The sequence below is a fragment of the Pseudomonas sp. CFBP 13602 genome, assembly GCF_014842725.1.
GTDB lineage: Bacteria > Pseudomonadota > Gammaproteobacteria > Pseudomonadales > Pseudomonadaceae > Aquipseudomonas > Aquipseudomonas baltica.
On record NZ_JACYVT010000001.1, the window covers coordinates 207,382 to 230,685 of the forward strand.

The following is a 23,304-nucleotide window of genomic DNA, read 5'->3' on the forward strand; positions in this document are numbered from 1 at the left end:
CAGAGCCGCGTACCGGCAGTGCCGGCCGCGGTCTTGTCGTTGGCTGCAGACGCTTCAGGGACGAGCGGCATTGAGCTGCGGTGCATCGTCGACGACCGGGTCGCCGTTCTCTTCGCGCAGTACCACGCGCTTGATCGGGCCGACAATCACCAGGTAGCTGAACACCGCTACCAGGGCATTGGCACCGACGTAGACCAGCGCGTACTTGAACGAGCCGGTGGCACTGATGATGTAGCCGATCACGATCGGCGTGGTGATGGACGCCACGTTGCCGAACATGTTGAACAAGCCGCCGCTGATCCCGGCGATCTGCTTGGGCGAAGTGTCGGACACCACGGCCCAGCCCAGCGCACCCACGCCCTTGCCGAAGAACGCCAAAGCCATGAACGCCACCACCATCCATTCGGCCTGCACATAGTTGCAGATCACCATGGTGGTCGACAGCATCAAGCCGCAGACGATCGGCGTCTTGCGCGCGAAGGTGAGGGAATGGCCGCGACGCAGCAGGCTGTCCGAGATGACCCCGCCCAACACGCCACCGATGAAGCCGCAGATGGCCGGCAGCGAGGCAATGAAGCCTGCCTTGAGGATGGTCATGCCGCGTTCCTGGACCAGGTACACCGGAAACCAGGTGAGGAAGAAGTAGGTGATGCCGTTGATGCAGAACTGCCCCAGGTACACACCAAGCATCATGCGCGTGGTCAGCAGTTGGCGAATGTAGTTCCACTTCGGCTTGGACTTGCCGCCCTTGGCCTGGTCCATGTCCACCAGCCCGCCGTTCTGCTCGATGAACTCCAGCTCTTCGGCGCTGACGCTTGGGTGTTCCTTGGGATTGTGGATGTACTTGAGCCATACGCCCGAAAAGAGGATGCCCAGGCCGCCCATGACCACGAAGACATGCTCCCAGCCCCAGGAGTGCACGATCCAGCCCATCAGCGGAGCGAACAGCACGGTGGCGAAGTACTGCGCCGAGTTGAAGATCGCCGACGCCGTGCCGCGCTCGGCGGTCGGGAACCAGGCCGCAACGATGCGTGCGTTACCGGGAAACGACGGGGCTTCGGCTGCGCCGACCAGAAAGCGCAGCATGAACAGCGCGATCACCGCGTTGGCCATCGGCAGGTAGCCGACGAACCCCTGCATTACCGTGAACAGCGACCAAAGGAAAATGCTCCAGGCGTACACCTTCTTCGAGCCGAAGCGGTCGAGCAACCAGCCACCGGGGATCTGCAGCAGGACGTAAGCCCAACCGAAAGCGGAGAAGATATAGCCGAGGGTGACGGCGTCGATGCCCAGGTCTTTCTGCAGACTGGCACCGGCGATGGAAATGGTGGCGCGATCCGCGTAGTTCAGTGTTGTCACCACGAACAACAGGAACAGGATCATGTAGCGCACATGCGTCTTCTTCGTCGCTGGCATGCGAAGGTACTCCCACGAGTTATTTTTATGCGGGTAGAGGGTATGAAGCCGGGTATTTCAGGTGTCGCTGACTCAGCCGGGCTGCGAGCCATGGCCATGTAGGACGGGGGAAGTCGGACAACAGTGGGAGGACATCACGTGGATAATCATGGTTGCAGCACCCTGGACGTTGGAATTATTAGGGGGACACCGGTCTGTGCCGGTACTGCAGTTACGTTATCGTACAACGCTGATTATATCCATACCTCGGAGATGAATTATTTCCAAAGATGTAGCGATGTCGGCGGGAAGTCATCGTACTACGTTGCAGGCGCTGACTTGGAGGGTCAGATGGACAGATCTTCGTGCGCCTTGACCACGCGCGCCCGGCTGTTGGCCAGATGGATGCGCATCGCGGCGCGGGCGGCGTCATAGTCACAGCGGGCGACCGCTTCGAAGATGTGCGCATGTTCGCGGACCAGCCGTTCGTGTTTCTGCTGGCGGTCCAGACGTGCGATGGCCACGGTGTCCAGGCGTGCACGGGGAAACATGCTGGTGCCGAAATGCGTGATGATGTCGGCGAAATAGCGGTTGTTGGAAGCCTGGGCGATCTGCAGGTGGAACTGGAAGTCGGAGACGATGGACCCGCTGGTGTCGGACGCCCGTTCGAAGCGCTTCAGCGCGTCTTCGATACACGCCAACTGGTCGTTGCTGCGCCGCAGTGCCGCCAACCCCGCCGCTTCGATCTCGAAACTGATGCGCACATCGAGAATGGCGATGACGTCCTGCAAAGTAACGATGGTAGCCGGGTCCAGGCGCGATACGGTCGAACCCGGGACGTTGAGGACGAAGGTGCCGATGCCGCGACGGGTTTCGACGATGCCCGACACCTGCAGGCGGGACAGTGCCTCGCGCACGGTAGCCCGGCTTACACCGCCCACCGCCATCAATTCGAGTTCGGTGGGCAGCTTGTCTCCGGGCTTGACCACACCCTGGCTGATCATCCTGCAGACATCGTCCACCAGGCTCTGGGCCAGGTTGCCCGGCCTGCGACGCGTGATGTCGGCGGTGACGATGTCGTTGCTCATGGCGGCGCGATCATGGCTGGAAAAGGAAAACCGATCATATATCAGCAAGTTGTGTGATGACAGCGCGAACATGCCGCCTTTCGAGGTGTTCGCGGTCGGCGCGGCGCCCTTGAAATATACCTTGACCCCCCCCTTCCCAACCGCTACGGCAGGCCTAGAATGGCGGCGTGGTCGCGGTCCCCAATAACGCTGTTGCCCCCCCCTCCCGAGCCAACATGTCCAAAGCCAATCCCTGCCTTGAGTGCGGCGCCTGCTGCGCGCATTTCCGTGTGTCCTTCTACTGGGGCGAATGTCAGTCTGCGGGCGGCCTGGTGCCTGACGAGCAGGTCATTCAGGTCACCCACAATCGGGTGGCGATGCTCGGCACCGACGCCAAGCCCACGCGCTGCGTTGCCCTCGCCGGCGAGGTGGGCAAGATCGGAATCGGTTGTACGATGTATGCCCAGCGCTCCAGTACCTGCCGCGAGTTCGACGCTTCCTGGGAACACGGCGAACATAACCCGGCGTGCGACAAGGCGCGTGCAGCCCATGGCTTGCCGCCGTTGCCGGAGCCGGTCATGACCCTCTTCGCCAGCTAGCCGGTTCAAGCGCCGCGCTCTGCGCCGAGAGCAGCCGGATGCCGTGCGCTTTTGGCCATCGACGGGATTCGGCGTTTAGCAGATAATCGGCCATCATTACGCTATCTCGCCCCATCTCTGTACCAGGAGTTCTTGCATGGCCGCGCTGAACACGCAAACCGTTGACGCTTTCAAATCCCAGCAAAATGCCATTGTCGAGCAGTGGCTCGCAGGCCTTGAAGCCAGCGGAGCGACGCGCAACATCAAGGAAGCCGACCTTCGGCAGCAGAGCAGCGAGCTGCTCAGCCAGTTGATCATCGCCCTGGAAACCAGTCAGACCCACAACATCGCCGGCAGCCAATGGGCCGATGTCCGTCAGGTACTGGAGAAACTGTCCCACAGCCGCGCGCTGCTGGGCCACGACTCGCACCAGACCGCGCACTTCATCTTTGCCCTCAAGCGCCCGCTGTTCGCCGTGCTGCAGGCAGCGTACGCCAGCCATCCGGCCGAGCTTGCCGAGCAGGTGCTGCTGGTCTCGGACCTGCTCGACGGGCTGGGCATGCACACCATCCGCACTTTCCAGAAGTCCCGCGAGATGGTCATCAAGCGTCAGCAGGAAGAACTGCTCGAACTCTCCACCCCCGTCGTCAAGCTGTGGGAAGGGGTACTGGCCCTGCCGATGATCGGCACGCTGGACTCGCAGCGTACCCAGGTGGTGATGGAATCGCTGTTGCAGCGCATCGTCGACACCGGCTCGGAAATAGCCATCATTGATATCACCGGGGTGCCGACGGTCGACACCCTGGTGGCCCAGCATCTGCTCAAGACAGTCACCGCCATTCGCCTGATGGGTGCCGATTGCATCATCAGTGGTGTTCGCCCGCAGATCGCGCAGACCATCGTCCATCTGGGCCTTGACCTGCAAGGCGTGGTCACCAAGGCCAATCTGGCAGACGCCCTGGCCCTGGCCCTGCGCCGCCTGAACCTGACCGTCAGCAAGGCGGTTTGAGCCCATGGAACGCATCCCTATATTGCAGATGGGCGCGTACCTGCTGGTGACCATTCAGGTCGACATGCACGATCAACTGGCGCTGGCGCTGCAGGATGACCTGTCGGAAAAGATCAGCAAGACTTCGGCCCGAGGTGTGTTGATCGATATCTCCGCGCTGGACATGGTCGATTCGTTCATTGGCCGGATGATCGGCACCATCTCCGGCCTGTCGCGGATCATGGACGCCGAAACCGTGCTGGTCGGCATGCAGCCCGCCGTGGCGATCACGCTGGTCGAGCTGGGCATGAACCTGCCGGGCGTGAGCACCGCGCTGAACGTGGAGCGCGGCATGCGCCTGCTGCAGGCACGGGTGAACGGCTCATGAACGTCGAGAGCAGCGGCAGTCAACCGGTGCGCCTCGAACAGGACGTGGTGCTGGCCCGCCAGACCGCACGCAAGCTGGCCCAGGACTGCGGCATGCGCCTGATCGACCTGACCAAACTGGTGACGGCGGTCAGCGAGCTGGCGCGCAACACCGTGGTCTATGGCGGTGGCGGCGACATGGACTGGCAGATTCTCGATGACGGCGTGCGCAAAGGCGTGCGCCTGACGTTTCGCGACGAAGGCCCGGGCATTCCCGATCTGAAACTGGCGCTGACCGACGGCTGGACCTCGGGCAACGGGCTTGGCCTGGGCCTGACCGGTGCACGTCGCCTGGTCGAGGAATTCGAACTGGACACCGCGCCTGGCCAGGGCACCCGCGTGACGATCACCCGATGGACCTGACCTTGCGCAGTGTCATCACCCAGGTGATCGCACTGCAGGACCCCAGCCAGGTCGGCGAAGCCCGCCGTGCCGCGCAGAAGATGGCGCAGGCGCAGGGCCTGGACGAAACCGACTGCGGCCGCGTGGCGCTGCTGGCCACCGAGCTGGCCAGCAATATCCTCAAGCATGCCGGCCACGGCGAGCTGCACCTGCGTGCCCTGCCCCATCCAACTTCACCGGGTGTGGAACTGCTGGCACTGGATCGCGGCACCGGTTTCGAGCTGCACGAGTGCATGACCGACGGCTATTCCACCCGCGGCACTCAAGGCATCGGCCTCGGCGCGCTGGCGCGGCAATCGGAAGTGTTCGATGCGTACAGCGACGCCCGCGGTTCAGTGGTGCTGGCACGCCTGTACCGCAAGCGCGACAAGCTCGCCGACCTGCGCCTGGGCGTGACCCAGCGCTCGCTGCACGACGACCCGGCGTGTGGCGATGCCTGGCAGGTGGCGTTCGCCGGCGAGGGTATCAGCGCCGTGGTGGTCGATGGTCTCGGTCATGGCGAAGAGGCCGAAAAGGCCGCACGCGCAGGTTGCCAGGCGTTCGGGCAGGCACCGTTCGCACGGCCCGAACATGTGCTCGACGACATGCACCAGGCCATGAACGGCACACGCGGTGGCGCAGTGGCCGTTGCCCAGTTCGAATACCACGCCGGGCAACTGCGTTTCGCCGGCATCGGCAACATCGGCGCCACGCTACTATCGCCGGGCAAGAGCCGCGGACTGGCGTCCCATCCGGGCATCGTCGGCGGACAGTTCCGTCGCGCGCAAGCCTTCACGTTCGACGAGGCGAACGAGCAGTTGCTCGTTCTGTACAGCGACGGGTTGCAGTCGCGCTGGAACATGGCCGACTACCCGGGCCTGGTCCACCTTCACCCCGCCATCATTGCGTCGGTGCTGTACCGCGACTTCTGTCGCGGCCGCGACGACATCACCGTATTGGTCATCGCTCTGGAGCCACCCCATGTCTGAACCCCTCGATCTGGATGCCGAGGCCAGTGCGGCATTGATCGCCCAACTGCGTGCCGAGGCCCAGGCCTTGCGTGACGAACTGGATGAAACCAACCAGGGCGTGCTGGCACTGTATGGCGAACTCGACGGCCAGGCTGAGGAACTGCGCCAGGCTTCGGACCTAAAGAGCCGCTTCCTGTCCTACATGAGCCACGAATTCCGCACCCCGCTGGGCTCGATCCTGAGCATTACCGGCCTGCTTGCCGATGAACTGGACGGCCCCTTGGCGCCGGAGCAGCAGAAGCAGGTGAGTTTCATCACTCACGCCGCCCAGGAACTCAGCGACATGGTCGACGACCTGCTCGACCTGGCCAAGATCGAGGCAGGTCGGATCAGCATATCGCCGGCATGGTTCGACATGTTCGATCTGTTCTCGGCGTTGCGCGGCATGTTCCGGCCGATCGTCAATGCCAGCGCCGTGGACCTCATCTTCGAAGAACCTGTTGGACTGCCACGCCTCTATACCGATGACAAGAAGCTCGCGCAGATCCTGCGCAACTTCATTTCCAATTCTTTGAAGTTCACCCTGGCAGGTGAGGTGCGGGTGTCGGCCAGGCTGGAATCGCCATCGCAGATCCGCTTCGCCGTGAGCGATACCGGTATCGGCATTCCTGCCGAGCTGCACGGTACGTTGTTCGAGGACTTTGCCCAGATCGATTCGCCGGTGCAGAAACGCCTGCGCGGCACCGGCCTGGGCCTGTCGCTGTGCAAGCGCTTCGCCGAGTTGCTGGGCGGCACGGTTGGCGTGCAAAGCAGCCCGGGGGTGGGCTCGACATTCTTTGTGATCATTCCGTTGGCCATTGCGCCGGAGCCTGGCCATGACACCTGAAGTGCGGGTACTCATCGTCGACGACAACAGCGCCACTCGCTACGCGCTGCGGCGCCGATTGGAACGCCACGGCATCGTCATTCTGGAAGCCGGCACCGGCGGCGATGGCCTGGCGCTGATCGCCAGCGAGCAACTGGACGCGTTGATTCTGGACGTCAACCTGCCGGACATGAGCGGCTTCGACATCGTCCGACTGCTGCGCGCCAAGCCAGCCACCGCCCTGCTGCCGATCATCCATGTGTCGGCGGCGTCCATTCAGACCGGCGACATCATCACGGGTCTGGAAGCCGGAGCCGATGCGTACCTCATCCATCCAGTGGACGCCGACGTGCTGTTGGCCACCCTGCGCACTCTGCTGCGCGTGCGTGACACCGAGAACGCGCTGCGCGAAAGCGAGGCACGCTTTCGCGAGATTTTCGCCAACATCGCCGCGCCCATCGCGGTGATCGACGAGCAGCTGCAGGTGATCGAGTGCAATCATGCGTTCTCGCAACTGCTGCCTACCCCGGTGTCCCTCACCAGCCTGCAAGCGCAACTGGCGGCCGGGCAGGAAAGCGTGCTGGACGACCTGCAGGTGCGCTTGAGCAAAGGCGAACGCTGGCGTGGCAACCTGACCATCAGAGTCGACGATCAACTGCGTGAAACCGAATGGCAGGTCTCGCCCTATCGCGCGCCCGGGCACAGCCTGGTGTTCATCGAGGACGTGACCGAGCACCGGCAGCGCGAGCGTCAGCAGCAGATCCAGTTGGCCGACGCACAGACATTGCTGGCGCAGGAAGTGGCCGAGCGCGCGCGCACCGAGACGCAACTGTTGCAAGTGCAGAAAATGGACGCCCTGGGCAAGCTCACCGGGGGTATTGCGCATGACTTCAACAACCTGCTGACCGGCATCATCACGGCGCTGGAACTGATCAAGAAGCGGGTCGAGCCCTCCGCTGTGCAAGGTGCCACCGGCAGCGTCGACAAAGCCGTGTCACGCTATGCCGATGCGGCGCTGCAGTCGGCAACCAATGCGGCCGCCCTCACCCATCGCATGCTGGCCTTCGCCCGCCAGCAGCCGCTCGATACGCGGCCGATCGCGATCAACCAGCATGTGCATTCGCTGGAAGACCTGTTGCGCCGCACCATCGGTGAACGGATCACCCTGAGCCTGGACCTGACCGACAGCGCAGCCATCGCCATGGTCGATCCGATCCAATTCGAGAATGCGGTGCTCAACCTGGTGATCAATGCCCGCGACGCGCTGCCCGAAGGCGGCAACATCCGTCTGTCGACCTTCGCCGCCTATTCGCGGGGCGACACACGCCTGGCCGATGGCGACTACGTGGTGCTGTCGGTGCGTGACGACGGTACCGGGATCGATCACAGCATCATCGACAAGGTCTTCGACCCGTTCTTCACCACCAAGGCCGTTGGCAAGGGTACGGGGTTGGGTCTGTCGACGATCTACGGATTTGCCCGGCAGTCCGGTGGCGACGTACGGATCCGCAGCCTGCTTGGCCACGGCACCGAGGTGACCCTGATGCTGCCGGCTGGCCTGGCGCTGCTGCCGCAGCCCAGCGAGCCGGTGCAGTTGGAGAACCGCGGTAACGGCGAGCACTTGCTGGTGGTGGAAGACATGGCGTCGGTACGGATGTTCGTGGTCGAGGCGCTGATCGACGCAGGGTACCGCTGCACCGAGGTAGAAAGCGCGCTGGATGCATTGGATATCGTGCGCGATGACCCGTCGATCCAGCTGCTGTTGACCGACGTCGGCCTGCCGCAAATGAACGGCCGCGTTCTCGCCGACGCTGCTCGCGCCTTGCGTCCCGAACTGCCGGTGCTGTTCATGACCGGCTACGCGGAAAACGCCTTGGACCTGCAGACCTTCCTCGCTGAAGGCATGGACATGGTCATCAAGCCCTTCCGCATGGGCGACCTGGTCGGCCGCATCGGCCACCTCCTCGAACGCGATCCCCTGTAGCAGCGGCGCGAGCCGCGTCGGCGGTGTCCGCGTTCCGTCTGACCCACCACACCACCCCCGGACGCGGCTTGCGCCGCTGCTACAGGCGAGTGATTTGTAGCAGCGGCGCAAGCCGCGTCGGCGGTACACGCGTTCCGTCTGACCCACCACAGCCCTCCCGGACGCGGCTTGCGCCGCTGCTACAGGCGAGCGATTTGTAGCAGCGGCGCAAGCCGCGTCGGCGGTCTACGCATTCCTCCTGACCCACCACACCACCCCCGGACGCGGCTTGCGCCGCTGCTACAGGGGATCTCGGTGCCTGTAGCAGCGGCGCAAGCCGCGTCGGCGGTACATGCGTTCAGCCTGACCCACCACAGCCCTCCCGGCCGCGGCTTGCGCCGCTGCTACAGGCGAGTGATTTGTAGCAGCGGCGCAAGCCGCGTCGGTGGTACACGCGTTCTGCCTGACCCACCACAGCGCTCCCAGACGCGGCTTGCGCCGCTGCTACAGGCGAGTGATTTGTAGCAGCGGCGCAAGCCGCGTCGGTGGTGTACGCGTTGCGCCTGACCCACCACCGCGCGAGCCGCGTCGGCGGTGCACGCGATCGCTGATCACAGCCATATCGCGTCCCACAAAGGATAATCGCCAACCTTCTGAACCAGCCCGGCGCGGACCGGGTTCATGATGATGTAGCGGGCTGCGCTTCTGAGATCATCTTCGCGGCGCAGGGCACGGTCGTAATACCCTTTCTGCCAGAGTCGGCCACAGGTCCCGTTGCGGCGATTGATGGCCAGGCTGCTGCGCGCTTTCATCCGGCAAACGATCGTAGCCAAATCGCCTTTTCTTAATTGAAACAACCAGTGCAGATGATCCGGCATCACCACCCACGCCAACGACTCTACGTCCCCTGCGTCATGCAGGGCGCGCAACTGAGCAACCAGCGCCCGGGCGGTATGTAAGCAGGAAAAAACGGGAGCCCGATCAGCCGTCACACAGGTGATCGAGTAAATCCGGCCTACCTCGCTGCAGCGCCCCTTGCGCAATACATAGGCTTTTCTGCACGCCGACATTCCCTGTCCACCGAAAAGCCTTCAACGTAGAAAACAGATGAGCCCAGGGCAAGCGCACAATCATTGCCGGATCTGACCAGGCTTTTAGAACCCCGAGCCGGCCTTGTCCAGGCAAGCATCGACCTCGGCATCAGTGGGATAACGCAGGATCTCCAGCGAGTCAGACGTCCAGCTCACCAGGCCCAGCTCCGCAAACTCGCCGAGCCAGCCCTCCATCGGCCATTGCGCCCAGCGCTGGTGAAAGCGCTGAGCATTGGCTACGATCGCCGAAAAATGGTTGAGCGGCGGACGCCAGGTCGGGTGGTATTGATGGAAGGCCAGGGCCGCTGCCACTCGTAGCTCCACGCCTTGGTGACGCGCGCTGAACGCGAAATCGGTGTCTTCGGCGCCGTAGCCCAGGTACCCCTCGTCAAAGCCACCGATGCGTTCGAATACCTCACGGGTGCAAGCGAAATTCAGCGACCAGAACAGGTGATGCGCAAGCAGCGAACCCGGCTTCCCGCGGTATTGGCTGAGCGGATGGGCAACGCCGTCGCGCATCAACGTGGCTTGAGTCCAGTCTTCCATCCGGGCGGTACTGGGCAAGTAACGGACCTCGCCCAGGTGCAAAGCTTCAGGCCTTTCACGCAGCGCGGCCGCGTAATCGGACAGCAGGCTTTGGCTCGGGATGCAGTCCACGTCGAGGAACACCCAATGCTCGCCCCCGCATTGGCGCACGGCATTGCGCGCTTTCGCCAGCGGCAAGCCATGAGACGCATCATCGACCACGAGGCAGTGGATGGGAAAGCACTCACTGTGCAAATCACGCGCCGGCTGATTCATGAACACCACCCAGAACGCCTCGGGCATCAGGTTGCCCTGCTCCAGTCCACGGATAACATTGTCCAGCTGTCGCTCGCGGCCATGCACCAGTGTGATCACACTCACCATGTCACGTTCACCTCGTCAGAACCCACTCACCTTGCACAACCCCGGCAACCGCGCCGGCTCGCCGTAACCGCTGCCCGCCGGGGCACACCGGCTGACGCGCACCGATCCGCTCCAGGCAATGCGCCGGCCGCGGGCCTCCACCTGTTCGATCAGATGCCGCTCGTCATGACCCAAGCTCGCATTCAGCCCTCCGGCATCCGTGTAGGCCAAGGTGCTCATACCGAGATTGGCCATATGCACGTTCGAGCGCCGTTCATCCATGGTCACCGAGCGCCGCCGCCGACCCTGTACGAAGCGGCTGGCACCCGGCTCGGCATCCACCCGCCCGCACACAGCGTCGACTCCGTAGGCCAGCTGCGCGGCCAGCCAGTCATCAGGCACCCGCACATCCGCTTCCGTCCAGGCCAGCCATCGTGCGCCCGCCTGTACCAGGTGTGCGGCGCCTGCGGCCCTCGCCGCTACCTTGTTGGCGGCATTGGTATCGATCAGCCGTACCGGATAGCGCTGGGCGATATCGCGCGACCTGTCGCTGCAGGCGTCGAGCACCACGACGATGCGTACCAGTTCGGTACACAGCGTGCCGTGCTCGGCAGCCAACATGACCGATCGCAGGCATCGGTCGAGACTGGCGTGCTCGTTTTGCACAGGAATGATGACGCCGATCATGCTGAACCTCTTGAAGAGACGAAATCGTCGAGACCATGCTGGCCATTGACCAGCAATCGACTCGAAGATGAACGAGAGGTTTCAGATAAACGATGAAACGTGCAGATTCATTCAAGACCGATCTTGAGCAATTCCCCGTCGTCGTCATCGGTCAACACATACAGATAGCCATCCGGGCCTTGGCGCACGTCGCGGATCCGCTCGCCGCGTTCACCCAGCAGACGTTCCTCGTGAACCACCTTGTCACCCTCGAACTGCAGGCGAATCAGGTCTTCGGAGGCTAACGCACCGATGAACAGATTGTGGTTCCAGCGCTTGAACTTGTCGTTGTCATAGAACGCCATGCCGCTGATGGCCGGTGACTTTTCCCACACATGATACGGATCGGTGATGCCCGGCCCGGTCTTGCCGCGGGCCTCGGGAATCGGCTCCCCGGAGTAATTGATCCCGTGGGTGTAGAGCGGCCAGCCGTAATTGGCGCCGCGCTCGATGATGTTCAGCTCGTCACCGCCACGGGCGCCGTGCTCATGGGTCCAGAGGGTGCCGGTCCACGGGTTCAGCGCAGCGCCTTGCTGGTTGCGATGCCCGAATGACCAGATTTCCGGACGCACGCCCTTCTGCCCCACGAACGGGTTGTCCTTGGGCACCTTGCCGTCGGCGAAGATGCGCACAACCTTGCCCTGCAGCTTGTCCAGGTCCTGAGAGGTGGCACGCTCGTTGTTCTCGCCCAGGGCGATGAACAGGTAGCCGTCGCGGTCGAAGACCAGACGGGAACCGAAGTGATTGCCGACCGACAGCTTCGGCTCCTGGCGGAAAATCGTGGTGAAGTTTTCCAGATGAGTCAGGTCTTCGGACAACCGTCCACGACCCACGGCGGTGCCGCCCTTGCCATCCTGGCCCTGTTCGGCATACGACAGGTAGACCATGCGGTCGGCCTTGAAGTCGGGTGACAGCACCACGTCGAGCAACCCGCCTTGATTCTTCGCCCATACCTGCGGTACACCGCTGATGGGTGAAGAGATTTTGCCCTCGGCGCTGACCACGCGCAGATCACCCGGTTTTTCAGTGACCAGCATGCCCTTGTTGTCCGGCAGGAAGGCCAAACCCCAAGGGTATTTGAGGCCTTCGGCCACGGTTGTCACAGTGATCTGGCCCAGTTCGCTCGGGTAAGTGGTCACCGTTGCCGCCGAAGCGGCCAGTCCGTACAGCGCAAGGCCGGCGCAAGCCGAGGCCAAAAGGGTTTTCTGCAGCATGGGCTTATCCTTCAGCAAGAATGGAGTGATCAACGCGTGCCAGGGGCGGTGCGGGGTTGTTGGGTGCCGTTGGCCGGGCGGCGCAGGTTCTCGCCGTTGCCGATGCCGCGGTTTTCAAGCGTCGGCGGTCGCGGATTGTCGGTGCGCGGCGTCGGCTGGCGCAGTTGCGGATTGGGCGCGGTAGTGCCCTGGCGGCTGTTCGGATTGATCCGTCGAGTGGGGCTGTTGTAGGGATTGGAGGTATCGTTGGCGGCCACGGTGATTGGCTGACGCGGTTGCTCGGTGGCGATCGACACGTGGGCCATCGCCGAATGAGACAGCATCGTGCCAAGCATCAGCGACGCCAGTAGGGACAACTTCATGGGTATCTCGCCCTCGATCACGGTGGATTCAGGGATTTGAGGATGAATTGTCCCTGACGTTCGCCGCGGCATGGCCCGGCGAGCTCGTCGAGGTGATTCACCATGTTTCAAATATCGACCTGCACCACTCAAGGCTGGGTCAGGCCGAGCCTCTCGTGCCACTGCGCAAGCGACTCGTCCGGGTACTGTTGAAACTGCCGGTCGTGCTTGCCGGACTGCACCTCGACCCAGCTCGCCTTGGAATCGAGCAGCAGGTGGGTGTGTTCGGGCGGCACCGGCAACTCGCTGTCGATGGCACTGGCGAATGGATGCACCAGCTCCGGCCAGGCCGGATCGAACAACCACAAGGCGCTGCCGCACAGGTGGCAGAAATGCCGCTCGGCAGTACTGGGGTGAGTGCCGCTGCCGTTCTCGTCGGGCAACCTGGCATGGTAGACGGTGATATGACTACGACCCTGCACATTGAGACTGGCCGCCTCGCCGCCCAGGTTGATGGCGTAACCGCCGCCACCCTGGGTCTTGCGGCAGATCGAACAGTAGCACCGCTGATAAGGGTAAGGATGGGCGCTGTGCAGGCTGAAAGTGACGGCACCGCAGTGACAGGATCCGTGCAGTTGCATGGCTGAACTCCGTATCGAGTGGCGATCAATGAGCGGTTGATGAACGTTCAGCGTAGACCCTGCACGGGCCGTTCAGTTTCGCAGGTAGCGCCCGCTGGCCGCGACGAACAGGAGCAGCACGATCAACACGCCCAGGGCAATCGACAGGCTGCTGGCGTGGGCCACGAAGCCGATGAAAGCCGGGCCTACCAGGATGCCCGCATACCCCAGGGACGTCATGGCAGGAATGGCGGCGCTCTGCGGCATGGTGGTCTGGCGCCCGACCGCGGTGAACAGCACCGGGACGATGTTCGAGCAGCCTGCGCCGATCAAGGCATAGCCCAGCAATGCCGCCGGCCACGCCGGAACGGCCAGCGACAAGGCCAGACCGATTGCCGCGCAGAGCCCCCCGTACAACGTGACCCGGGCGCCACCGAAACGCGAGACGATGGCATCGCCGGTCAGGCGCCCGATGGTCATGGTCGTGGCGAAGGCAGCGTAGCCAAGCCCTGCGTAGGCAGGTTGCATGTCGCGCTCGGAAACCAGGAATACAGCACTCCAGTCGAGCATGGCCCCCTCGGTGAGAAAGACGATGAAACACAGCGCCCCGAGGAACAGCACGATCCCACGTGGTACGGCGAACAGCGGGCCATCGCTTTCATTGCCATAGGGCAACAGATGCGGCGCCGCCTTGAATACCGCGACAAGGGTCAGCGCTACCACGCAGGCCACCGCCAGCAGCGGCGTCAGGCCGAGCGCAAGCAAAGCGGTCATGCCGCCCGCTCCGAGGATGCCACCCACACTGAACAAACCGTGGAAGCCGGACATCATCGGCCGGCCACTGGCCTTCTCGACCAGCACCGCCTGGATGTTCATGGCGCAGTCGATGGCACCCATTCCGGCGCCGAACACCAGGATTGCGGCAATCAACAGCGGCAGGGTCGCCACACTGGCCAGCAGCGGCAACGTCAGGCAGATGAGCAAGGCTGCACCGACGATGACGCGTCGGCAGCCCCAGCGCGCGCAGAAATAACCTGCCAACGGCATGGCCAGGATGGAACCTGCGCCCAGCCCAAGCAGCAGCAGGCCCAGGCTGCCGTCGCTGAGTTGCGCCCGCGCCTTGGCCAGCGGCACCAGCGGCGCCCAGGCGGCCATGGCGAAGCCGGCGATGAAGAAAGCGATACGGGTGGAAAACTGCTCTTGCCGACCCGGCGCGGCGGTGGCGAAGGTGCTGCTCGACGACATGATCAAAGCCTTGGATAAAGAGTTTCATGCAGCCGCGCGCACCGCTCGAGCGACAGGCGACTACCTTGAATGCAAGATGAACAATCGCGACAAATGCCGTGGATCGGCGAACTTGCCGGTAAAAATTCACTCAACGACTGGTGTACCGATCAATAGAGCGACCCGCATTGTGTTCAGTTCCCCGGCGAAAATCCTCCTCCCCCTGCTGTTCCTGCTGCTGACTTCCACCCTGCAGGCCGCTGAAGCCCCGGCGGCCGATGCGCCTGTCGAAGAACCAGCACCGCTGGTGCAAGGCGGCTTGCTGGGGGCCATCAGTACCGGCATCGACGACGTGCAGAAGAAGCTCGATCTCGACGAACATCTGCTCGACACCTGGCGCTTGCGCACCGACCGCGCCGCCAGCGAGGTCGATAAGTTGATCAATCGACACTCCCACTCGGCACTCGACCTGGCAACGGATTTCATTCTGCTGTCGGTGTGCTGGATGGCAGCGTTTCTGCTCGCGCATTTTCTCGGGCGCTTCATCGTTGCCCGCAGCGGCCACCGTCGTTTCGTCCGCGAGCGTCCGCGCCTGCACAACCTGTTGGGCTACATCCTGCCGTTCACCTTGCCGGCTATCATTGCCCTGCCAGTGACGCTATATGCCAGTCACTCGCTGGACGCATCCATCGCCAGAGCCATCGGCATGTCGCTGGCCTACGCCACCAGCAGCGGCATTTTCTCCACCTCGGTGATCATGTGCGTGATCACGTTGTTCGACAGCGGTCACAAGCGCGCTGCGGTCACGGTGCTGCGTCGCTATGCGCCGCGCCCGCTGTTCATGATCGGCTTTCTGGCGGCCCTGAGCGACGCCCTCACCAGCCCGCAGATCGCCCGCCAGCTGGGCACCAACTTCACCGCCAGCCTGGCGGTGGTCACGGGCCTGTTCGCCACCTTGTCCTTCGCGGTGCTGGTGGTGCGCATGCGTCGGCCGGTGGCCCATCTGATCCGCAATCGGCCACTGGCGCAGCGCCTGCAGCACCGCGGGGTGCAAGAGTCGCTGCGGCTGTTTTCGTCGCTGTGGTACCTGCCCATCCTGCTGATGATTCTTGTCTCGGCGGTGCACCTGATCGGCGCCGGCGAAGAAAGCCAGAAGGCCTTGCAGAACGCCCTGCTCACCACGGTGCTGCTGATTGCCACGGTGTTCCTCAGCACTGTCATGCAACATCTATTCAAGCCTGCCGCCACCGCCACACCGCGACTGCGCCCCTATAAAGAGCTGCTGCGCAACCTGGGCCACGCCGTGGTGCGCATCGTCATGGCCATCGCCTTCATCGAACTGCTGGGACGCATCTGGGGCGTGTCGATGCTCGAATTCGCCGCCAGCAACAACATGGGCCGGGCGATCAGCGATTCGCTGAGCAGCATCGGCTTGATCCTGCTGGTCACCTGGCTGTTGTGGGTGGTCCTGGACACAGCCATCCAGGAGGCACTGAAGCCGTCGGTCGGCAAACGCGCCTCGCGCCAGCCGAGCACGCGGGTGCTGACCATCCTGCCGATGCTGCGCAACGCGATCAAGATCATCCTGCTGGTGATCTGCACCATCACCACCATGGCCAACCTGGGCATCAACGTCGCGCCGCTTCTGGCCGGTGCCGGGGTAGTCGGCCTGGCCATCGGCTTTGGTTCGCAGCAACTGGTGCAGGATGTGATCACCGGCCTGTTCATCCTCATCGAAGACACCATCGCCATCGGCGACTGGGTGGTACTCGACTCCGGCCACGCCGGCACGGTGGAGAGCCTGACCATCCGCACCCTGCGCCTGCGCGACGGCAAGGGCTTCGTGCATTCGGTGCCGTTCGGCCAGATCAAGGCAGTCACCAACCAATCCCGGCAATTCGCCTACGCGTTCTTCTCGGTGCAGTTCACCTACGACAGCGACATCGACACCGCCCTGGACCTGATCAAGCAGGCGGGGCAATCCATCGTCGAGGACGTGATGCTCAAGCACAACCTGCAGGGTCCGTTGCAGGTGTTCGGGGTGGACAAGATGGACCTCAATGGCATCGTCCTGACCTCGCAATTCCGCACTGTGTCCGGCGGTCAGTACGGCGTGGGCCGGGCATTCAACGAGCGCCTGAAGAAGCTGGTCGACCAGCATGACAACGTGCGTTTCGCCCAGTACTACCCTGCCCTCGGCCTGCCCGCCCCGACCCCGGCCTGAATTACCCGCCGCAAAAAAAACTCGGCACCGACGTTCACAGGGTGCGTGAACGTCGGTGCCGAGGTGTGCGTCGATGGTGATGGAGCGGGCGGATCAGCTACCGGCGCCGCCGTGGGCTTCTTCGAAGAAGTAGTCTTTCCAGCTGTCTGCCTTGTTCTTCAGCACACCCAGCTCATGCAGCCGCTCGGCGTATATGAAGGTGCGTTGCGGCACCACCGTGAAGTCGATCTCCGGGTCCTGGACGATCTTTTCCACGAACGCCTCGCTCAAGGTCGATTTCTCCACGCGAATATAGGTCTTGGCTGCGGCGACCTTGTCGGCCTTGACGATCTGCGCGGCTTCCACCAATGCGTCATAGAACGCCTTGTAGGTCTTGGGGTTGTCGTCGTGGAATTTCTGCGTGGTGTACAGCACATTGAAGGTCGCCGGGCCGCCGAGGATGTCGTAGCTGCTGAGCACCTTGTGCACCTTGGGGTTTTCCAGGGCCTGGTACTGGAACGGCGGGCTGGAGAAATGCGCGCTGATTTCCGAACCGCCGGCCATCAGCGCCGAGGTGGCGTCCGGGTGGGGAATGCTCACCGAAATGTTATCGAATTTCTTGAATTCCTTGTCGCCATAGAGTTTGGCCGTCTCCAACTGCAAGGTGCGAGACTGGAAGCCAACCCCTGCGGCGGGCACCGCGATGCGGTCCTTGTCGGTGAAGTCCTGCAAGGTCTTGACGTCAGGATTGTTACTGAGCAGGTAGTTGGGCATCGAGCCCAGCGACGCGATGGCCTTGACGTTCTGCCGACCCTTGGTGCGGTCCCAGACGGTGAGCATCGGCGGCACGCCGGCCGACACCACATCCAACGCACCGGCGAGCAATGCCTCGTTCATCGCGGTGGCTCCGGAAATGCTGTTCCAGTCCACTTCGATGTCCACGCCTTGCTGCTTGCCGTGTTTCTCGATCAGCTGCTGGTCACGCACGACATCGAGGATCAAGTAGCCGATGCCGAACTGCTGGGCGATGCTGATCTTGCCTTCGGCGCTGGCGCCGCCGGCCAGCAGTGCGCCGGCCAGGCCGCAGGCCAGGGATAGCTTGCTTGCAAATACCATGATGAAGTCTCTGGACTAAAGGAAATGGACTCAGCGCTGCATGCCCCAGCGCTTGATGGTGAGGCGTTCGAACGTGTTGAACAGCAGGTTTTCCACCAAAAGGCCGATCAGGATCACCGCAGCCAGGCCGGCGAACACCTTGTCGGTGTACAGCTCGTTGCGATTCTGGAAAATGTACCAGCCCAGGCCACCCTTGCCCGACGAGGCGCCGAACACCAGCTCTGCGGCGATCAAGGTGCGCCAGGCGAACGCCCAGCCGATCTTCAGGCCTGCCAGGATCGACGGCAGCGCGGCCGGAATGAGGATGTACCAGACGAATCGCAGCCCTCCCAGGCCGTAGTTGCGGCCCGCCATGCGCTGGGTTTCCGACACGCCGAGGAAGCCTGCGTAGGTGTTCAGTGCCAATGCCCACAGCACCGAATGCACCAGCACGAAAATCAGGCTGTTCTCGCCCAGGCCGAACCACAGCAGCGACAGCGGCAACAGCGCGATGGCCGGCAAGGGGTTGAACATTGCCGTCAGAGTGCTGAGCAGGTCCCGCCCCAGCTGGGTCGACACTGCCAGTGTGGTCAAGCCGAAGGCCAGGACGATGCCGATCAGGTAGCCCTTGATCAGTACCGTCAGTGAAATCCATACCTTGCTCAACAGTTCGCCACTGGCCACACCGTCGATGAAGGCATGGGCGGTCTGCATGAAGCTGGGCAGCAGCAAGTCGTTGTTCTGCCAACGCGCGGCCAGTTCCCAGATAACCGCCAGGGCGAGCAGGATCACGCCCTTGCGCACCCAGGCCTGTTGCCAGATCCGCTGCGCCAAGGAGATGTCGCGCACCAGTTCGGCTTGGGTGAACGGCTCCAGGACGACTTCGTACTCCTGGCGTGCGGGTGGGGAAAGGCTCATGTCGTGCTCCGAATGCGGCGAGTTCAGTAGGCGATGCGCAGGCGCTGGAAATCCACCGGACGGTCCAGCTCGGGCGCTTCGCCCTCGTCGAACAGCAGGCGATGGATGCGTTGCGCGCTGGCCTGGAAATCGACGCCGCCCAGGCTGCTCAGGTCGAACTGGTGGCTGTTGATTTCCGCCCGCACCCGGCCCGGGTGCGGCGACAGCAGCAGGATGCGGTTGCCCACCACCAATGCTTCTTCGATGGAGTGGGTGACGAAGAGCAAGGTGAAGCGCACTTCCTGCCAAAGTTCCAGCAGTTCTTCCTGCATCTTGCGCCGCGTCAGTGCGTCGAGCGCCGCGAACGGTTCGTCCATCAGCAGGATCTTCGGCTGCATGGCCAGCGCGCGAGCGATGGCGACCCGCGCCTTCATGCCGCCAGACAACGTATGCGGGTAGGCATCGGCGAAAGCACTGAGGCCGACCTTCTCCAGGTAGTGACGGGCGCGCTCGTTGGCTTCGGCGCGTTTCAAGGTGCGCGACGCCAGCAGCGGGAACATCACGTTCTCGATCACGGTTTTCCAGGCGGGCAGTTGATCGAACTCCTGGAACACCACGATACGGTCCGGGCCTGGCTCTTCTATGCGCTCTCCGGCGAGGCGAATCTGCCCTTCGCTGGGCTTGATGAAGCCCGCCACCGCTTTGAGCAGCGTGGATTTACCGCACCCGGAGGGACCCAGCAGGACAAAGCGATCGGCACGGTCCACTTCGAAGCTGACCTGATGCGTTGCGCGCACCACCCGTTCGGAGGTGCGGTATTCGAGGCTGACGTTGTCCACCTGCAGCAGGGTCTCGGCAGTCGGCCGTTGCCCGGGTACACCTGCGATATCAGCGCTGGCCGTGTGGCCTGGCAGTGCAGCGTTCATGCAAGACTCCCTATCAAAACGGCGCATCGCCCTGGATGGTGGTGCGGTACAACTTGCGCCGCAGGTGGTCCGGACAGCCGGCCGCGAGGTGTACCAACGAGCGGTTGTCCCAGAACACCATGTCGTGTGGCTGCCACTGATGACGGTACACATGCTCATCGCGCACGCTGTGGGCATAGAGCTGCTGCAACAGGTCGCGGCTTTCATCTTCGGGCAGGCCCACGATGTGCGTGGTGAAGCCTTCGCTGACGAACAAAGCCTTGCGCCCGTTCTCTGGATGGGTGCGAACCACCGGATGGGTCACGGTGACCACCTGGGCCAGCTGTTCGGCACTCAGGGTCGGTCGCCAGTTGGCGGCGTTCTTGCCCTCGCTGTAGCGCGCGGTATAGGAATGCACGGCGTGCTTGCCCTCAACGGCCTGGCGCAGTGCTGTGGGAAGAGTGTCCCAAGCCCTGTGCATGTCGGCGAACAAGGTGTCACCGCCTTCGCTGGGTAATTCCTGCGCATGCAGCATGGAGCCCAGGCTCGGCAGTTCTTTATAGGACAGGTCCGAATGCCAGTATTTGCCGGCGTCACCCAGCCCGACCGGCTGGCCGTTCTCGACAATGTTGGAAACGATGAGGATCTCTGGGTGCCCTGCGAGCAGGAACTGCTTGAGCACATGGATTTGCAGCACACCGAAACGACGGCTGAAGTCGATCTGTTGCTCAGGGGTGATGCGCTGATCGCGAAACACCACGACATGATGGTCGAGATGGGCGCGGTGAATGCGGGTGAAGTCTTCGTCACTCAACGCCAGGCGCAGGTCCAGGCCGACGATTTCGGCACCGACATGGCCGGCCAGCGGGCGAACTTCGAAGGCTTGACGTGAGGTTTCAGGAAGAACGGCGGCCATGTTGTGCTCCGACTCTGGCTATTGAGTACGAGGGGATGGCCAGACTGTAGAGCTATAAGAATAGAATTTTAAATATCGTTATCGCATATCGATATCGCTGTCGGGACTTTCAGATTGTGGAGTCGCGTCGGATGTCTCTGATCCGCTTGAAGTTTTTTTTAAACGCCGTGAAGAAAACAACAGGATTGGCTGTCAGAAACCGGCTATTGACCCTGCGCTATTGCGAAACGTCTTACAGTCAAATACTGTACGCACGTACAGCCAACAAGGAATTCTGTCGTGACTACTGCCACCCCTGCCGCGCCGAGCGCCTATGAGCGTCTTAGCGTGCGCGTCCAGAAGATCATCAATTCGCCCACCGCGCAGAAGTCTCGCGCCGCCCTCATATTCCGCCTCGAGCAGGAAAGCGAGGACGATTGGGCACAAATGCTCGAGGAAATCGCCGAGAACGACAATGTCACCCTCGCCCACCGCGACGACGGTGGCGTGCAGATTTTCTGGGTCGTGCCGAAGGAAGATTGATTCGATGATGGTCCGCAGTTTTTTCATCAGCTTGATGTTGTTCAGCTTTACCGCGTATGCCGATGCCCCACGCACGTTCAGCGAAGCCAAGAAAGTCGCCTGGAAGCTGTACGCTCCGCAGTCCACCGAGTTTTACTGCGGCTGCAAGTACACCGGCAATCGGGTCAACCTTGCGGCGTGCGGCTATGTACCGCGCAAGAACGCCAACCGCGCTGCGCGCATCGAATGGGAGCATATCGTCCCGGCGTGGCAGATCGGCCACCAGCGCCAATGCTGGCAGAACGGCGGGCGCAAGAACTGCACCCGCAACGACAAGGTCTACCAGACCGCCGAAGCCGATCTGCACAACCTGGTACCGAGCATTGGCGAGGTGAATGGCGACCGCAGCAACTTCAGCTTCGGCTGGCTGCCCGAACAACGCGGGCAGTACGGTTCATGCCTGACCCAGGTCGACTTCAAGGCCAAGAAGGTCATGCCACGGCCTTCGATCCGCGGGATGATCGCGCGCACCTATATGTACATGAGCAAGCAGTACGGATTGCGCCTGTCGCGCCAGGACACCCAGCTGTACCAGGCCTGGGACAAGACCTACCCGGTGCAGGTCTGGGAGCGCCAGCGCAACCAGCAGGTGGCGTGCGTGATGGGCCACGGCAACGCCTTCGTCGGGCCGGTAGACCTCAAGGCCTGCGGCTGAAGCCAGAGAGCCCTGGCGTGCAACCGCGCTTCAGGGCTTGTCGGCCTCGCTGAAAGGCATCACCACCGATTCGATACCGCGCGAGCCCATGAGGCGAGCGCGCTCCTTGTCCGCTTCGGCCCGGCTGTCGAACGGCCCAAGGTAGACCAGGGTCTGGCCATCACGCTGGACGAAGCTGGCAACGAAGCCGTTTTCCACCAGCCGCGCCGCCATGTCGGTCACCGAGCCCATGTTGCGACCCGAAACGATACGCACCTCCCAACGCTGCCCTGGCTGTTCGGCTACATCGACGGGCGCCAGCAGTTCCTCGGCGCTGCCGCACACTTCGCGCACGCGAGGGTCGTTGCCATCGTTGTCGATGACCACTTCGAACCGGTCGCCATGGGGGACGGCCGCGTAGCTGCGGTAGGGCCCGTAGACGCCCTGGGCGTTCTTGCCCTTCACCTGGCCACAGTAGTTGCCTTGATCGGTGGTGCGAACATTGGTGAAGCGCGCCGTCTTGGGGTTCTCCAACAGCTGCGACACCGCCTCATGGGCTTTTTCGAACGCGGTACCGCAACCGGCCAACGTCAGCATTGCCATCACCATCATCAACTTGCGCACACGCCTACCTCCAGAATTCGAGGCGCCGATTTTATCACTATCCACCCGGCCGGCGCCCGTTCTAGCGTCGACCGCCGCTGACGCCGCGGCAACGTCGTGGCATCATGCAAGCCTTACCTTTTCGAATAGCCAGCAGGGCCCCGACATGATCGCCAAAGAAGACCGCAACTCAGCCGCACTGGCGATATTCCTCGACGCCCACCCCGAGTTGCGCGAGGAGATTCAGGTGCTGGACAGCCGCGAGCAGGCCGAACAGGTGCAGTGGGCCTTCGAGGACGAGGCGCAGGCCCAGGGCCTGGAACCTTGGGAGCTGGCGCTGCAATTGATTGCGCAAAGCCCGGAAGAACTCAAGACCATGCGCCTCGAGGTTCACCAGGAAGTGGCGGACGCACTGGGCCTGAGCTGGGAAGACTATTGCGAATTCAATGCCGTCGAACTGTGACATGACCGACGGTCTCAAGCTGAATCGAACCCTGCTCGCCCATCGTCTCTCGAAAGCATGACACCCACGTCAACTTGCGAGGCATGCCATGACTATCGATCTCGATCCCATCCCGCTTATCGGCCAGGCCGGGGAATCACCTCTCGACGATGAGGTGCACAGCGATGGCGCCGCGCTGAACGACGCCGATGCAGATGAGCCCGAAGCAGACCCGGACGATCTGGACATCGACGGTGCTGACGCGTCCACCGAACCCAGCTGAGCATTGGGCATCGGTCCTGCGATTCGC

At 62.8% G+C, this 23,304-nt stretch carries 26 protein-coding genes; 12 read left to right on the plus strand and 14 right to left on the minus strand.

What is annotated here, in order from left to right:
- Window positions 1-54: 54 nt before the first annotated feature.
- Both IFU31_RS00875 and IFU31_RS00880 read right to left on the minus strand, forming a co-directional pair.
- Entirely contained in the window at window positions 55-1,416 is a 1,362-nt protein-coding gene (locus tag IFU31_RS00875; protein ID WP_122478149.1) for an MFS transporter, read from the minus strand.
- 326 nt (window positions 1,417-1,742) lie between these two features.
- A complete protein-coding gene (locus tag IFU31_RS00880; protein ID WP_192102021.1) occupies window positions 1,743-2,483 on the minus strand; it encodes a FadR/GntR family transcriptional regulator in 741 nt (246 codons plus the stop codon).
- A 215-nt stretch (window positions 2,484-2,698) separates the two neighbouring features.
- On the opposite strand from IFU31_RS00880, the gene IFU31_RS00885 reads away from it, so the two are divergent.
- From IFU31_RS00885 to IFU31_RS00915, 7 genes are all read left to right on the plus strand, one after another.
- The gene (locus tag IFU31_RS00885; protein ID WP_192102022.1) at window positions 2,699-3,061 is read left to right on the plus strand and encodes a YkgJ family cysteine cluster protein; all 363 of its coding nucleotides are present in this window, start codon (window positions 2,699-2,701) and stop codon (window positions 3,059-3,061) included.
- Window positions 3,062-3,197: 136 nt separating this feature from the next.
- A complete protein-coding gene (locus IFU31_RS00890; RefSeq protein ID WP_192056088.1) occupies window positions 3,198-4,049 on the plus strand; it encodes an STAS domain-containing protein in 852 nt (283 codons plus the stop codon).
- A 4-nt stretch (window positions 4,050-4,053) separates the two neighbouring features.
- Window positions 4,054-4,416 carry an STAS domain-containing protein gene (locus IFU31_RS00895; protein ID WP_122478154.1) on the plus strand — a complete coding sequence of 121 codons (363 nt, stop codon included), beginning with the start codon at window positions 4,054-4,056 and terminating at the stop codon, window positions 4,414-4,416.
- Window positions 4,413-4,817 carry an anti-sigma regulatory factor gene (locus IFU31_RS00900; protein ID WP_185793369.1) on the plus strand — a complete coding sequence of 135 codons (405 nt, stop codon included), beginning with the start codon at window positions 4,413-4,415 and terminating at the stop codon, window positions 4,815-4,817. Before IFU31_RS00895 ends, IFU31_RS00900 begins: the two co-directional genes overlap by 4 nt.
- Window positions 4,814-5,824, plus strand: a complete 1,011-nt coding sequence (locus IFU31_RS00905; protein ID WP_446731015.1) for an ATP-binding protein — start codon at window positions 4,814-4,816, stop codon at window positions 5,822-5,824. Before IFU31_RS00900 ends, IFU31_RS00905 begins: the two co-directional genes overlap by 4 nt.
- A complete protein-coding gene (locus IFU31_RS00910; protein ID WP_122478158.1) occupies window positions 5,817-6,692 on the plus strand; it encodes a sensor histidine kinase in 876 nt (291 codons plus the stop codon). The genes IFU31_RS00905 and IFU31_RS00910 overlap by 8 nt, the downstream gene beginning before the upstream one ends.
- Window positions 6,682-8,655, plus strand: a complete 1,974-nt coding sequence (locus IFU31_RS00915) for a response regulator (RefSeq protein ID WP_192102024.1) — start codon at window positions 6,682-6,684, stop codon at window positions 8,653-8,655. The genes IFU31_RS00910 and IFU31_RS00915 overlap by 11 nt, the downstream gene beginning before the upstream one ends.
- Before the next feature lie 590 nt (window positions 8,656-9,245).
- On the opposite strand, the gene IFU31_RS00920 is transcribed toward IFU31_RS00915, so the two are convergent.
- The 7 genes from IFU31_RS00920 to IFU31_RS00950 form a co-directional block, all read right to left on the minus strand.
- Window positions 9,246-9,704: an REP-associated tyrosine transposase gene (locus IFU31_RS00920; protein WP_192102025.1), complete on the minus strand. Its 459-nt coding sequence runs from the start codon at window positions 9,702-9,704 to the stop codon at window positions 9,246-9,248.
- A gap of 84 nt (window positions 9,705-9,788) precedes the next feature.
- Entirely contained in the window at window positions 9,789-10,634 is an 846-nt protein-coding gene (locus IFU31_RS00925) for a glycosyltransferase family 2 protein (protein WP_197979547.1), read from the minus strand.
- A 15-nt stretch (window positions 10,635-10,649) separates the two neighbouring features.
- Window positions 10,650-11,300, minus strand: coding sequence for a glycosyltransferase (locus IFU31_RS00930; RefSeq protein WP_192056094.1), 651 nt, complete (start codon window positions 11,298-11,300; stop codon window positions 10,650-10,652).
- Between the two features lie 107 nt (window positions 11,301-11,407).
- Window positions 11,408-12,553 carry a PQQ-dependent sugar dehydrogenase gene (locus tag IFU31_RS00935; protein WP_122478163.1) on the minus strand — a complete coding sequence of 382 codons (1,146 nt, stop codon included), beginning with the start codon at window positions 12,551-12,553 and terminating at the stop codon, window positions 11,408-11,410.
- Window positions 12,554-12,582: 29 nt separating this feature from the next.
- Window positions 12,583-12,915: a hypothetical protein gene (locus IFU31_RS00940; RefSeq protein WP_446730933.1), complete on the minus strand. Its 333-nt coding sequence runs from the start codon at window positions 12,913-12,915 to the stop codon at window positions 12,583-12,585.
- 128 nt (window positions 12,916-13,043) lie between these two features.
- On the minus strand, window positions 13,044-13,535 hold the full coding sequence (locus IFU31_RS00945; RefSeq protein WP_192057113.1) for a GFA family protein: 492 nt from the start codon (window positions 13,533-13,535) through the stop codon (window positions 13,044-13,046).
- Window positions 13,536-13,607: 72 nt separating this feature from the next.
- Window positions 13,608-14,759, minus strand: a complete 1,152-nt coding sequence (locus tag IFU31_RS00950; RefSeq protein ID WP_192056100.1) for an MFS transporter — start codon at window positions 14,757-14,759, stop codon at window positions 13,608-13,610.
- Between the two features lie 169 nt (window positions 14,760-14,928).
- Here IFU31_RS00950 and IFU31_RS00955 point away from each other — a divergent pair, with 169 nt between their 5' ends.
- On the plus strand, window positions 14,929-16,962 hold the full coding sequence (locus tag IFU31_RS00955; RefSeq protein WP_446731011.1) for a mechanosensitive ion channel family protein: 2,034 nt from the start codon (window positions 14,929-14,931) through the stop codon (window positions 16,960-16,962).
- A 93-nt stretch (window positions 16,963-17,055) separates the two neighbouring features.
- Here the strand turns inward: IFU31_RS00955 and IFU31_RS00960 are convergent, their stop codons facing one another.
- Genes IFU31_RS00960 through IFU31_RS00975 form a run of 4 tightly spaced genes read right to left on the minus strand, consistent with a single transcriptional unit; the run spans window position 17,056 to window position 20,754 of the window.
- Window positions 17,056-18,057 carry an ABC transporter substrate-binding protein gene (locus tag IFU31_RS00960; protein WP_192102027.1) on the minus strand — a complete coding sequence of 334 codons (1,002 nt, stop codon included), beginning with the start codon at window positions 18,055-18,057 and terminating at the stop codon, window positions 17,056-17,058.
- Between the two features lie 30 nt (window positions 18,058-18,087).
- Window positions 18,088-18,954, minus strand: coding sequence for an ABC transporter permease (locus tag IFU31_RS00965; protein ID WP_192102028.1), 867 nt, complete (start codon window positions 18,952-18,954; stop codon window positions 18,088-18,090).
- 23 nt (window positions 18,955-18,977) lie between these two features.
- Window positions 18,978-19,859, minus strand: coding sequence for an ABC transporter ATP-binding protein (locus tag IFU31_RS00970; RefSeq protein ID WP_192102029.1), 882 nt, complete (start codon window positions 19,857-19,859; stop codon window positions 18,978-18,980).
- A 13-nt stretch (window positions 19,860-19,872) separates the two neighbouring features.
- A complete protein-coding gene (locus tag IFU31_RS00975) occupies window positions 19,873-20,754 on the minus strand; it encodes a TauD/TfdA dioxygenase family protein (RefSeq protein ID WP_185793379.1) in 882 nt (293 codons plus the stop codon).
- Between the two features lie 279 nt (window positions 20,755-21,033).
- On the opposite strand from IFU31_RS00975, the gene IFU31_RS00980 reads away from it, so the two are divergent.
- Both IFU31_RS00980 and IFU31_RS00985 read left to right on the plus strand, forming a co-directional pair.
- Window positions 21,034-21,276, plus strand: a complete 243-nt coding sequence (locus IFU31_RS00980; RefSeq protein ID WP_192102030.1) for a DUF1654 domain-containing protein — start codon at window positions 21,034-21,036, stop codon at window positions 21,274-21,276.
- Window positions 21,277-21,280: 4 nt separating this feature from the next.
- The gene (locus tag IFU31_RS00985; RefSeq protein ID WP_122478176.1) at window positions 21,281-21,970 is read left to right on the plus strand and encodes an endonuclease; all 690 of its coding nucleotides are present in this window, start codon (window positions 21,281-21,283) and stop codon (window positions 21,968-21,970) included.
- Window positions 21,971-22,000: 30 nt separating this feature from the next.
- Here the strand turns inward: IFU31_RS00985 and IFU31_RS00990 are convergent, their stop codons facing one another.
- Window positions 22,001-22,573, minus strand: a complete 573-nt coding sequence (locus IFU31_RS00990; RefSeq protein WP_185793380.1) for an SPOR domain-containing protein — start codon at window positions 22,571-22,573, stop codon at window positions 22,001-22,003.
- Window positions 22,574-22,718: 145 nt separating this feature from the next.
- Here IFU31_RS00990 and IFU31_RS00995 point away from each other — a divergent pair, with 145 nt between their 5' ends.
- Together IFU31_RS00995 and IFU31_RS01000 are read left to right on the plus strand one after the other, a co-directional pair.
- A complete protein-coding gene (locus IFU31_RS00995; protein WP_192102031.1) occupies window positions 22,719-23,015 on the plus strand; it encodes a DUF6388 family protein in 297 nt (98 codons plus the stop codon).
- An 88-nt stretch (window positions 23,016-23,103) separates the two neighbouring features.
- Complete coding sequence (locus tag IFU31_RS01000; protein WP_192056113.1) at window positions 23,104-23,277, plus strand: hypothetical protein; 174 nt, start codon at window positions 23,104-23,106, stop codon at window positions 23,275-23,277.
- Window positions 23,278-23,304 lie beyond the last annotated feature (27 nt).